Source organism: Pseudomonas chlororaphis, assembly GCA_001023535.1.
Lineage (GTDB): Bacteria > Pseudomonadota > Gammaproteobacteria > Pseudomonadales > Pseudomonadaceae > Aquipseudomonas > Aquipseudomonas chlororaphis_E.
Genome location: CP011020.1, coordinates 1,305,994 through 1,318,163, shown reverse-complemented (window position 1 = coordinate 1,318,163; position 12,170 = coordinate 1,305,994). Strand labels below are relative to the sequence as shown.

General features: G+C 62.0%; 8 protein-coding genes. 1 reads left to right on the top strand and 7 read right to left on the bottom strand.

Features of this window, described 5'->3' with window-relative positions; genetic code table 11:
- Positions 1-48: 48 nt before the first annotated feature.
- Positions 49-888, top strand: a complete 840-nt coding sequence (locus VM99_05660; GenBank protein AKJ97565.1) for a lactate dehydrogenase — start codon at positions 49-51, stop codon at positions 886-888.
- Positions 889-963: 75 nt separating this feature from the next.
- Here VM99_05660 and VM99_05655 read toward each other — a convergent pair whose 3' ends face one another.
- The 7 genes from VM99_05655 to aceE all read right to left on the bottom strand — a co-directional run bounded on the left by VM99_05655 (position 964) and on the right by aceE (position 11,816).
- Positions 964-1,656, bottom strand: a complete 693-nt coding sequence (locus VM99_05655) for an RES domain-containing protein (protein ID AKJ97564.1) — start codon at positions 1,654-1,656, stop codon at positions 964-966.
- Entirely contained in the window at positions 1,650-2,054 is a 405-nt protein-coding gene (locus VM99_05650) for a hypothetical protein (protein AKJ97563.1), read from the bottom strand. The genes VM99_05655 and VM99_05650 overlap by 7 nt, the downstream gene beginning before the upstream one ends.
- Before the next feature lie 124 nt (positions 2,055-2,178).
- Positions 2,179-2,841, bottom strand: a complete 663-nt coding sequence (locus VM99_05645) for a peptide methionine sulfoxide reductase (protein ID AKK01700.1) — start codon at positions 2,839-2,841, stop codon at positions 2,179-2,181.
- A gap of 78 nt (positions 2,842-2,919) precedes the next feature.
- Positions 2,920-5,613: a diguanylate cyclase gene (locus VM99_05640; protein AKJ97562.1), complete on the bottom strand. Its 2,694-nt coding sequence runs from the start codon at positions 5,611-5,613 to the stop codon at positions 2,920-2,922.
- A 194-nt stretch (positions 5,614-5,807) separates the two neighbouring features.
- The gene (locus VM99_05635) at positions 5,808-7,199 is read right to left on the bottom strand and encodes a phosphodiesterase (protein AKJ97561.1); all 1,392 of its coding nucleotides are present in this window, start codon (positions 7,197-7,199) and stop codon (positions 5,808-5,810) included.
- 316 nt (positions 7,200-7,515) lie between these two features.
- Positions 7,516-9,159 carry a dihydrolipoamide acetyltransferase gene (locus VM99_05630; GenBank protein ID AKJ97560.1) on the bottom strand — a complete coding sequence of 548 codons (1,644 nt, stop codon included), beginning with the start codon at positions 9,157-9,159 and terminating at the stop codon, positions 7,516-7,518.
- Between the two features lie 11 nt (positions 9,160-9,170).
- Positions 9,171-11,816 (bottom strand): pyruvate dehydrogenase, encoded by a 2,646-nt coding sequence (gene aceE, locus VM99_05625; GenBank protein AKJ97559.1) that lies wholly within the window; start codon positions 11,814-11,816, stop codon positions 9,171-9,173.
- Between the last annotated feature and the right edge of the window lie 354 nt (positions 11,817-12,170).

Sequence of the window (12,170 nt, the reverse complement as noted above, 5' to 3'; positions counted from 1 at the left end):
CGTTCGGCGCACTTCAAGGTAAACTCGTCGCCCTTCGCAGGAGCCGCCATGAATTATCGCCATGCCTTCCACGCCGGCAATCACGCCGACGTGTTCAAACACCTGACCTTGACCCGCCTCATCGCGCTGATGTCGCGCAAGGAGCAGCCCTTCGCCTACCTCGACAGCCACGCGGGCATCGGGTTGTACGACTTGCAGGGCGACCAGGCCAATCGTACCGGTGAATACCTGGAAGGCATCGCGCGGTTATGGGGCCAGGATGACCTGCCGCCGCTGACCGCCGATTACATGAAAGTCCTGCACGACATGAACCCGGACGGGCAGTTGCGCTACTACCCCGGTTCCCCGGAATTGGCGCGGCGCCTGACCCGTGCGCAGGACCGCGTGCTGCTCAACGAGAAGCACCCCGAAGACGGCGTACTGCTCAAGGACAACATGAAGGGCGACCGTCGCGTGGCGGTGCACTTGGGTGAAGGTTGGCATGTGCCTCGGGCGTTGCTACCGGTCCCGCAGAAGCGCGCCCTGATGTTGATCGACCCGCCTTTCGAACAGCTTGACGATATGCAGCGCTGCGCCGCCTCCCTCAAGGAAGCCATCGGCCGGATGCGCCAGACGGTGGCGGCGATCTGGTACCCGGTGAAGGATCAGCGCCTGTTGCGCCGTTTCTACCAGGACCTGGCTGGCACCGGCGCGCCGAAATTGTTGCGCGTGGAGCTGTTGGTCCACCCGCTCGCCACTCCCAACAGCCTGAACGGCTCCGGCCTGGCCATTGCCAACCCGCCGTGGGGACTGGAGGAAGAGTTGCGCGATCTGCTGCCGTGGCTGTCGAAAAAGCTCGGGCAGACCCAGGGTGGCTGGCAGATGGATTGGTTGATCGCCGAGCATTGATTCGTGTTGACGAGGCGCCAGGGCGGGCGCTTTCGCGAGCAATCTCGCTCCCACAAAGCCCTCCTGAAGCCCGGCTCAAGCCCCGGTGATCAGGTTGACGCTGGTGATTCGGCCGTTCCAGATCATCTCGTAGTGAGCGGCCTGAAGAATCGATGACACCGGGCGCGGGGTCATCAGCGCCCAGCAATGGCTACCCGGGTTGCGTACCGATCGGTAGCGCAGCCCCGGACAACCTTCGCGCTTGACGGCCTTGCCCAGCAGATGGGCGGTGCTGTAGTCATCCGGGTCATAGATGGGGTCTGTCATGGGCAAGATCAGCGCATCTTTCATCGCTGCGTCCGTGAAGTGGCAGGAAAGCTCGCGGAAGACAAAGCGTTCATAGTTGAGGCCCTGCACCTTCGACCAGTAGTGGTTCTGGTGGTACTGCACTTCGGCCAGCGCCGTTTCGGCGGTGTCGGCCAGGTACAACACGCCGAAGCTGCCGTCGCTGAACCGCGAACCGGCGGGATTGACGTGGGTGAACGGCGCCGTCGCGTAGGCGCAGCCCGGAATGCCGAAGGGGATTTCCTGGCGGGCGATCAGTTCCAGGCGTCCCACTTCGTTCTGCAACCTGGGGTTGGTCAGGGCCTGGATCCGATAAAGGACTTCGAACTCATCAGCGTCGGCCACATCGTCGAACAGGGCGATGGGCGGGAATTTGGAGTTCACCAGCCTATGGGCCGTCAGGGGCTCGCCGGGCCGTTCGGGCAGATCGACGGCCTTCACCATTGCGCGCCTCGCAACGCGTCGATCCTGCGAAACGTCTCGTAGAGGGAAATCATGTCGCCCCGGGCCATGATCTCCAGCGGGGCGTGCCCATTGAAAAACTCGTTCTCATTGGGCATCGCCGCAAAACCATAGACGTTTTCGGGGTTGTCGAAAATGAGGCGCAAGGCGCCGTGGATATTCAGCACCAGGCTGATGCGTTGCAACTGGTCGGAGTCCAGGCTGACGGACCAGTTGGTTTCACGTTGCTTGGCGCGTGTATAGGTGCTGCGGGAAATACGCAGGATCCGACAGGCCTGGTCACTGGTTGCCTGCCATTTTTCCAGGATGCCCAGCACCGTCCGAAGACCGGTCACGCACTCGTCCTTGGTCAAGGCTTGGGCTGAAAGAGCAGGGGTCATGACGATTACCTTTTTGGTCTGTAGAGCCAAAAGTAGCAATATGCAGTCTGTAGATCAAGTTTGCGGTCAAGTGCAAGGGAAGGGCGATGACCGGACACCTTCTTCCCTTGCATCGGGCTGGGGCTCAGTTACCCGCGAGGCTCGGCGGCATGCAGACGCCTGTGCCGCCAATCCCGCAGTAGCCCTCGGGGTTCTTCGCCAGGTATTGCTGGTGATACGCCTCGGCGTAGTAGAACGTCGGCGCCTCGTCGATCTCGGTGGTGATGTCCCCCAGGCCAGCCTTGGCCAGCTCTGCCTGGAACACTTGCTTGCTCTTCTTCGCGGCTTCCAGTTGCTCGGGCGTGGTGCAGTAGATCACCGAGCGGTACTGGGTGCCGATGTCGTTGCCCTGGCGCATGCCCTGGGTCGGGTTGTGCAGTTCCCAGAACATCGCCAGCAGGGCTTCGTAGCTGACCTTCTCCGGCTCGTAGACCACCAGCACCACTTCGCTGTGGCCGGTCAGGCCGGAGCAGACTTCTTCGTAAGTCGGGTTGGGGGTAAAGCCGCCGGCGTAGCCCACCGACGTGCTGTAGACGCCTTCGCGTTGCCAGAAGCGGCGTTCCGCACCCCAGAAGCAACCCAGGCCGAAGATGGCGAATTCGACGTTGCCTGGGAATGGGCCGAGCAGCGGGTTGCCGTTGACGAAGTGCTCGTCCGGCACCTTGATCGGGGTTTCGCGGCCGGGCAGGGCTTGTTCTTGAGTAGGGAGCACGTTTTTGTTCACCAGGATTTCCGAGCGCAAGACCATCATCAGTCCTCTCAGTCAGATTGAGTTGAGCGAGTTCACGCAATAAGACTGTCAGTGTGCCCGAGTGTTACATCGCTGTCAGTCAATTGGTCCGCGCGGGTAGCGCTTGAGCTTCTCGATCAGCTCGGCGCCGGGGATCGGCCGGTCGAACAGGTAGCCCTGGCCGACGTCGCATCGGTGGCGCCGCAGGAAGGCCAGTTGCTGGGCGGTCTCGATGCCTTCGGCCACGACCTTGAGCTTGAGGTTGTGGGCCATGGCGATCACCGCCGAGGTGATTTCCATGTCGTCCTGGTTGTCCGGGATCTCATGGATGAAGCTGCGATCGATCTTGATGATGTCGATCGGGAATTTCTTCAGGTAACTCAGGGACGAATAACCGGTGCCGAAATCGTCCATCGCCAGGGTCAGGCCCAGGCGCTTGAGCTGGTCGAGCTGCAGGTGGGTGTCTTCGGTGGCTTCCAGCAGCAGGCCCTCGGTCAACTCCAGTTCCAGCAGCCGGGCGGGCAGTTGCTCCTCCTTGAGGATGCTGGCGATGGAGGCGACCAGGTCCGGGTCGGAGAACTGCTTGGGCGACAGGTTGATCGCCACTTGCAGGTTGCCCAGGCCGGCGGCGGTCAGTTGCTTGCTCATGCGGCAGGCCTGGCGGGCGATCCACTTGCCGATGGGGATGATCAGGCCGGTTTCTTCGGCCACGCTGATGAACTGGTCGGGACGGATCATGCCCTTTTCGGGATGGTTCCAACGCAGCAGCGCTTCCATGCCCAGCAGTCGACCGCTGCGCAGGCATAGCTTGGGCTGGTAGAACACGTCCAGTTCGTTCTGGGTCAGGGCCCGGCGCAGGTTGTTTTCCACGAACAGCTTGTAGCTGGCCTCGGCGTTCAAGGCCTCGGTGAAGATCTGCACCTGATGCTTGCCGTTGGCCTTGGCCTTGTGCAGGGCGAGCCCGGCGTTGCGCATCAGGGTCTGGGGATCGCGACCGTGCAACGGTGCGCAGGCCAGGCCCACGGAGCCGGTCACGCTGATCAACTGGTTGTCGACGAACATCGGTTTGTCGAGGGTCATCAGCAACTGGCTGGCGACCTGCTGGCCGGCTTCCAGGTCCGTGTCGTCCAGCAGCACGGCGAACTCGTTACTGGCGAACCGCGCCAGGCTGCCGCTGGGGCTCAGGCTGTTGCGCAAGCGCCGGGCCAGGCTGATCAGCAGCTTGTCGCCGGTCTGGTGGCCGAGGCTGTCGTTGATGCGCTTGAAGTTGTCGATGTCCACCAGCAGCAGGCTGATGGGCGAATCGCTGTCCCGGGCGAAGCGTTCATCGAGGTTGCGGATGAACGCCGGACGGTTGCCCAGGTTGGTCAGGTTGTCAGTGTAGGCCAGGCGCTCGATACGCTGCTGGGCCAGCTTGGTCTGGGTAATGTCTTCGTAGATGCCGATGTAATGGGTCAGTTCGCGATTGTCGCCATAGACCTTGGAAATCGACAGCTGGCCCCAGTAGGGTTCCAGGTTCTTGCGCCGGCTCTTGAACTCGCCTTGCCAGCTGTTGCTCTGGGCCAGGGCGGACGGTGCGTCGAACAGCAGCTCGCTGAGATTCTCCAGGGCCGGCAGCTCGGACAGGCGCTGGCCGTGGACTTCCTCGGTGGAGTACTGGGTGATCGCCGTGAAGCTCGGGTTGACGTATTCCACCACGCCGTCGCAATTGACCAGCAGGAAGGCGTTGGCGCTCTGTTCCACGGCGCGCTGGAACAGGTGCAGGGCGCTGGTGGCGGTGCGTCGGTTGTGGTTGTTGATCACCTGGGCGAACTGGTCCGCCAGCTCACCGGCAAAGGCGATTTCGTCGGACTGCCAGGCGCGGGTGACGCCGACCTGTTCCAGGCACAGCACGCCCACCACCTGGCCGTCGATGCGCACGCTGGCGTCGAGGATGGCGTTGACGTCGCGGGCGCGCAGGTTCTCCGCCAGTTCCCGGGTGCGCGGGTCGCGCATGGCGTTGTGGGCATCGATGGCACGACACGATTGCAGCGCTTCCATGTAGTTGGGGTAGTCGCTGGCGTCGATGGCCGCTGGCAGGAAGTGCGCTTGGGAGGCTCGGTTGAAGGCGGTGATCGGCACCAGCTTGCCGTCTTCAAGGTTCCAGAGGCTGGCGCTGTCGATCTGATAGATGTCACAGGCACTGCGGGTGATGAGTTCGGCGGCTTCGAGCAGGGAGTTGTTAGCGCTGTAGCGTTGTCGGGTCAGCAGCAGGATCAGGTCCTGCTGGGCGCGTACCCGGTCCAGGTGCTGGAGTTGCTCCTGCTGGGCGCGCTGGTTCAACTCCAAGGCAATCTGCAGGCGCGAGTTCTGGGTTTCCAGGTCGACGGCCGGCAGGGACGGCTCGTCTTGCAGCAGGCTGTCCACCACCAGCAGGTAGCCGCGCAACAACTGACGATTGTGCTGCTTATAGGCTTCGCCCGTTTCCAGCAGGTTCATCGGGCCCTTGGCGGTGTGCAGCGTATAGCGGATCTGGTAATGCGAGTCTTGAGCCAGTTGTTCCTGGATGGTGTCATGCAACTGGTAGCGCGCTTCGGGTTCCATCAGGCTGGCGTAGGGCGCGCTGACCAGCGAACAGAGCTCCACCGCCGGCAGGCCGAAGTAGCGCTCGCAATTGGGATCGAGGAACAGCAGCGCCCAGCTCGCTTCATTCAGCCGTTCGAAACGCAGCATACCGAGCCGCGAGGGCACCGGTAACTGCGTCACTACCTCGGCCGCCATACGGCTGGCGGCATCGGGTTGGCTTTTCATGGGGAAACTCGCTTCGAAAATGCTGATCGCGCCGGGCTGACGCCCTCGTTCTTACGGACTGCCGCAAGGTTGCATCATTGCGGCACTGGCTGACAAGAGACATGAAGGCCAAGTGCTATAAACCTTTTATCGGCCGACGAAGGGATTTCTCCAGTCGCCAGCCGATCAGAGGGCACGCCAGGTGATGCCGTCCGTCACCGCAAGGGAATATCGACGGTCTGCACCGGGTTGCCGTCACGGTCGTGGAACGTGGCCTGGACGCTCTGGGCCGTGATGTTCAGGCGTGCGAAGTTATCCTGGCTGAGGACTTTGCTGGTCAGTTCGTAGCGATATTCTCCGTCGCCCGTGCGGGCCATGGGCTGGTCGAAGATAAAATCCGTGGCCTTGGCATAAGGCAGCAGCTTGCTGTTGCAGAACGGCGAGGCCACCAGGGTGTTGACTTCGAAATCAGGATCCTCGCTGTGTCGCAGGCGGCTGGTCATGGCGCCATGGACATCGCCCGAGATGAAGATCACGTTCCTGACCCGATGCTTGCGCAGGGTTTCCAGCAGCCGCAGGCGCTGTTGCGGGAAGGCCTGCCAGGCATCTCCATCATTGCGCTTGCTGTCGGGGTAGAACAGCACGCTGGTCACCACGAACTTGACCCGGGCGGGGCTGCCAACGAGCCATTGGAGCAGGGCCTGCTCCTGCTCTTCATCCAGGAGGCGGCGGTCATCTGCCGACAGGTTGCGTTGGGTACGGCTGTCGGTGACGAACCATCCGACGTCGCCGTGGGCAAACCGGTACCAGTAGCGTTTGAGCGACTTATCCAGCGTGCCGTTGGCCAAGCGTTCATGGGCCGGGCCATGGCTGGCCTGGTAAAGCGCGTACGCACTCATGGCGTTGGCATAGAGCACCTCGTCGTTGCCGGACCTGTTGGCGGGCCAGTTGTCTTCGATTTCGTGGTCGTCGAGGATCATGTAGGTGGGCACCTGCGCCATCAGTCGCCGGATGTGCGGCTGGGAGAATGCCGTGCGGTACTTGAAGAGAATGTCCTTGTAGGTCCGGTCAGGGGCCACCACGTTCAGGTCGTCGAGGTAGACCTGGTCCCCGGTCATCAGGACCGCGCTGATCGGCGGGTCGGCCTGGGCCACGACGCGGTTGATGCCGGCAAAGGTGCGGTCCCCGAGCGCGGGCCGCGAAGGCACGCCGGCGGTGATCCGCAGGTAGCGGCAGGAGCCGACGATATAGGCGCGCGGCAGGCCGGGCTCGTTGGTTGGCGTGCGCAGGCGATAGGTGTTCCTGGGCCATTGCAGCGGCAGTTCCTCAACGGTCCCTATGGTGTGGGTCGGGCTTAGCGGGCTGAACCAGCCTGCCTGGTATTCATAGGCCGTACCGGGCTCAAGGCCATCGAGCACGATGACATCGGACATGTCGCGGTAGGCCTTCAACTGGACGAAATGGCCCTTCGACCAGTGGGCGTCGCCCAGGCGCCGGTAGCGAACACCGGCGAATACCAGGCTGTTGTCATGATCGCCGCGCAAGAATATCCGCGCGTGATCCGTCGTGGTGTGGCCAACGATCGGGCCGACGGTGGGTATGAACATATTCGAATCCATTCGAAATGCAGCGTTTCAGTTAAGGAGGGTACGAGCGCAAGGGTGTCGCGCTGTGCCGATGCTAAGGCGCGAGGCGGGACAAATATCGACAGGCGAGGGGACGCAGGATGTGGGCAATGACTAACAGAGGGCGTAGTCAGTCAGGCGGGGAAGGGTAGGAAAGTTTGCCGGTGTACGGCGTGGCGCTTCAGCCCTGACGGCCAGGCAAAAAAAGCCCCGTCAAATGGACGGGGTTGAGGTACGAGCGTGGCGCTCGGAAAACAGCGGTGCGAGTGGCCCTTCCCTGGGGAAGGGCCACTCGGCGTTACAGCAGGATGGTACGAATGTCGCCCAACAGATCGCTCAGACGCTTGGTGAAGCGTGCAGCAGCGGCACCGTTGATCACGCGGTGATCGTAGGACAGCGACAGCGGCAGCATCAGCTTCGGCTGGAAGGCCTTGCCGTCCCAGACCGGCTGGATGGTGGCCTTGGAAACACCCAGGATCGCCACTTCCGGCGCGTTGACGATCGGCGTGAAGCCGGTGCCGCCAATATGGCCGAGGCTGGAGATCGTGAAGCAGGCGCCCTGCATGTCGTCGGCGGTGAGCTTCTTGTTTCGGGCTTTTTCGGCCAGGGCAGCGGCTTCGCCAGCCAGTTGCAGCAGGCTCTTCTGGTCGACGTTGCGGATGACCGGTACCAGCAGGCCTTCCGGGGTGTCGACGGCGAAGCCGATGTGCACGTACTTCTTGCGGATCACAGCCTTGCCGCTTGGAGCCAGCGAACTGTTGAAGTCCGGCAGTTCCTTGAGCAGGTGCGCGCAAGCCTTGAGCAACAGGGGCAGCACGGTCAGCTTCACGCCGGCCTTTTCCGCCACGGCTTTCTGCGCCACGCGGAAAGCTTCCAGCTCGGTGATGTCGGCCTGGTCGAACTGGGTCACGTGCGGAATGTTCAGCCAGCTGCGGTGCAGGCTCGACGCGCCGATCTGCATCAGGCGGGTCATGGCTACTTCTTCGGTTTCGCCGAAGCGGCTGAAATCCACCGCCGGGATCGGCGGAATGCCCGCGCCACCCGAGGCGCCTTCGGCCGGTGCGTTCTTGGCCTTCTGCATCATGGCCTTGACGTACACCTGCACGTCTTCTTTCAGCACGCGGCCGTGTGGGCCGCTTGGGCTGACAGCCGACAGCTCGACGCCGAACTCACGGGCCAGTTGTCGCACTGCAGGGCCTGCGTGAACCTTGGCACCGCTTGGCGCAGGGGTCGCGGCAGGGGCCGGTGCTGGCGCAGCCTCGGCCTTAGCGGCAGGGGCGGCAGCGGGAGCGGCTTCGGCCTTGGCAGCCGGCGCGGCGGCTTGAGCAGGTGCTGGCGCGGCAGGAGCAGCAGCGCCGGCCACTTTCAGCTTCAGGATCAGGTCACCGGTTCCGACTTCGTCTTCCAGCTTGATCTCGACGCTCTCCACCACACCGGCGGCGGGCGATGGGATTTCCATGCTGGCTTTGTCGGATTCCAGGGTGATCAGCGACTGGTCGGCTTCGACGGTGTCGCCGACCTTGACCAGGACTTCGATGATCTTGGCCTTGCCCGACGAACCGATGTCCGGGACATGGATGTCCTGGACAGACGCTTCGGCTGGTGCGGCCGCCGGTGCTGGGGCTGCTTCGGCAGCCGGTGCGGCAGCAGGCTTTTCAGCGGCGGCCGGGGCCGCTGCCGGCGCGGCCGCTTCAGGCGCCGCGGCGGCGCCCTCGACTTCCAGCTCCAGCAGTTCGTCGCCTTCTTTCAGGCGATCGCCCAGCTTCACTTTCAGGCTCTTGATGACGCCGGCCTTCGGCGCAGGCACTTCCATGCTGGCCTTGTCCGACTCGAGCGTCAGGATGCTCTGGTCGGCTTCGATACGGTCGCCGACCTTCACAAACAGTTCGATTACTTCACCTTCACCGCTGCCGATGTCAGGTACGCGAATGAGTTCGCTCACGAAAATTCTCCTCAGCAGTCCAGTGGGTTGCGTTTTTCTGGATCGATGCCGAACTTGGCGATGGCTTCGGCCACCACTTTCGGTTCGATATCGCCGCGGTCAGCCAGGGCTTCCAGGGCTGCCAACACAACGAACTTACGGTCGACTTCGAAGAAGTGACGCAGCTTCTTGCGGCTGTCGCTACGGCCGAAACCGTCGGTGCCCAGCACTTTGAACTCCTTGGAAGGAACCCACTGGCGGATCTGCTCGGCGAACAGCTTCATGTAGTCGGTAGAGGCAATGACCGGACCCTTACGGCCGCTCAGGCACTCTTCGACATAGCTCAGCTTAGGCTTCTGGCCAGGGTGCAGACGATTGCTGCGCTCCACGGCCAGGCCGTCGCGACGCAGTTCGTTGAAGCTGGTGACGCTCCAGACATCGGCACCGATGTTGAATTCCTCGCGCAGGATCTTCGCCGCCTCACGCACTTCGCGCAGGATGGTGCCGGAGCCCATCAGCTGGACGTGGTGCGCGGCTTCGCGGGTGTCTTCCTCGAGCAGGTACATGCCCTTGACGATGCCTTCCTCCACGCCGGCCGGCATGGCTGGCTGCTGGTAGGACTCGTTCATCACGGTGATGTAGTAGAAGACGTCCTGTTGCTCTTCGGTCATCTTCTTCATGCCGTCCTGGATGATCACCGCCAGCTCGTAGCCGTAGGTTGGATCATAGGTGCGGCAGTTCGGGATGGTGCCGGCCAGCATGTGGCTGTGACCGTCTTCGTGCTGCAGGCCTTCACCGTTGAGGGTGGTACGGCCGGCGGTGCCGCCGATCAGGAAGCCACGGGTGCGGCTGTCGCCAGCGGCCCAGGCCAGGTCGCCGATCCGCTGGAAGCCGAACATCGAATAGAAGATGTAGAACGGCAGCATCGGCTGGTTGTGGCTGGAGTACGAGGTACCGGCGGCAATGAAGGAGCTCATGGCGCCCGCTTCGTTGATGCCTTCCTCGAGAATCTGGCCTTTCTTGTCCTCGCGGTAGAACATCACCTGGTCTTTATCGACTGGCTCGTAGAGCTGGCCGACGGACGAGTAGATGCCCAGTTGGCGGAACATGCCTTCCATACCGAAGGTACGGGCTTCGTCCGGGATGATCGGGACGATGCGCGAGCCGATTTCCTTGTCCTTGACCAGTTGCGCGAGGATCCGCACGAAGGCCATGGTGGTGGAGATTTCACGGTCGCCCGAGCCGTCCAGGATCGCCTTGAGGGTGTCCAGTGGCGGGGTCGGGACGCTGAAGCTCTTGGCGCGACGCTGTGGCACGAAACCACCCAGCGCGGCACGGCGCTCGGCCAGGTAACGGGCTTCGGCGCTGCCTTCTTCAGGCTTGAAGAACGGCAGGTTTTCCAGCTCGCTGTCCTTGACCGGGATGTCGAAGCGGTCGCGGAACAGCTTCAGGCTATCGACATCGACCTTCTTGGTGTTGTGCGCGGTGTTCTTCGCTTCGCCGGCGCCGGTGCCATAACCCTTGATGGTCTTGGCCAGGATGACGGTCGGCTGCTCTTTGTGGTTGACCGCTTCGTGGTACGCCGCGTAGACCTTGTACGGGTCGTGGCCGCCACGGTTGAGTTTCCAGATCTCGTCGTCGGACAGATCGGCAACCATCGCCTTGAGTTCAGGCGTGTTGAAGAAGTGCTCACGGACGAACGCGCCGTCCTTGGCCTTGTAGTTCTGGTACTCGCCGTCGATGACTTCGTCCATGCGGCGTTGCAGGATGCCGTCGACGTCCTTGGCCAGCAGTGGGTCCCAGAAACGGCCCCAGATGACTTTGTTGACGTTCCACTGGGCACCACGGAACACGCCTTCGAGTTCCTGGATGATCTTGCCGTTGCCGCGAACCGGGCCGTCGAGGCGCTGCAGGTTGCAGTTGATGACGAAGATCAGGTTGTCCAGCTTCTCGCGGCCGGCCAGGGAGATCGCGCCCAGGGATTCCGGCTCGTCGCACTCGCCGTCGCCCATGAAGCACCAGACTTTCTGCTTGCCCGGCTCGATGAAGCCACGGGCTTCCAGGTACTTCATGAAACGTGCCTGGTAGATCGCCTGGATCGGGCCCAGGCCCATGGAAACGGTCGGGAACTGCCAGAAGTCAGGCATCAGCCAAGGGTGCGGGTACGAGGACAGGCCGTTGCCGTCCACTTCCTGGCGGAAGTTGTTCATCTGGTCTTCGGAGATACGGCCTTCCATGAACGCACGGGCGTAGACGCCGGGCGATGCGTGACCCTGGAAGTAGATCAGGTCGCCGCCGTGTTCATCGGTCGGGGCCTGGAAGAAATAGTTGAAGCCGATGTCATACAGCGTCGCGCTGGAAGCGAAGCTGGAGATGTGACCGCCCAGGTCAGAATCTTTCAGGTTGGTGCGCATGACCATGGCCAACGCGTTCCAACGTACCAGCGAGCGAATGCGGCGTTCCATGAACAGGTCGCCAGGCATGCGTGCTTCGTGGGTCACGGGGATCGTGTTGCGGTACGGCGTGGTGATGGCGTAGGGCAGTTGCGAGCCGCTGCGGGTCGCGAGTTCACCCATACGGGTCATCAGATAATGAGCACGGTCTTCGCCTTCTTTGTCGAGAACCGATTCCAGGGCGTCCAGCCATTCCTGGGTTTCGACGGGATCGAGGTCTTGCATGGCTTGCTCCAGGGCGGAAAGGCTACCAGAATCGGTTGCCTGAGTTTGCGACTGGCCTTGTGGGCAGACGATATAAATTCTTGGATTGCCGAAGGTAGATTCGACGGCGTGTAGTTTTACTACAAATCGTTGGCCGTTTCAGCTTTTCGAATGTATAGACGAGTAGTAAAACTACACAAGAGCGGCTTATGGCCCCTCGTTTCGTTGTGAGAATAATCGTTACTGTTGGTCTTTACCCAACTCGAACAGGTAAAAACTTGATGTCGGCTGCCAATAAAATCAGATTTTCAGCTATTTATCATCTTTGTTCGACAGTCGATCAGGTAGTGGTTTTTGAAAAAACACTACATCCAG

Bases quoted from the DNA above. Each gene is read 5' to 3' on its own strand.
- VM99_05640 (AKJ97562.1), bottom strand. From the start codon at position 5,613: ATGAAAAGCCAACCCGATGCCGCCAGCCGTATGGCGGCCGAGGTAGTG.
- VM99_05655 (AKJ97564.1), bottom strand. From the start codon at position 1,656: ATGGTGAAGGCCGTCGATCTGCCCGAACGGCCCGGCGAGCCCCTGACG.
- VM99_05650 (AKJ97563.1), bottom strand. From the start codon at position 2,054: ATGACCCCTGCTCTTTCAGCCCAAGCCTTGACCAAGGACGAGTGCGTG.
- VM99_05645 (AKK01700.1), bottom strand. From the start codon at position 2,841: ATGGTCTTGCGCTCGGAAATCCTGGTGAACAAAAACGTGCTCCCTACT.
- aceE (AKJ97559.1), bottom strand. From the start codon at position 11,816: ATGCAAGACCTCGATCCCGTCGAAACCCAGGAATGGCTGGACGCCCTG.
- VM99_05660 (AKJ97565.1), top strand. From the start codon at position 49: ATGAATTATCGCCATGCCTTCCACGCCGGCAATCACGCCGACGTGTTC.
- VM99_05635 (AKJ97561.1), bottom strand. From the start codon at position 7,199: ATGTTCATACCCACCGTCGGCCCGATCGTTGGCCACACCACGACGGAT.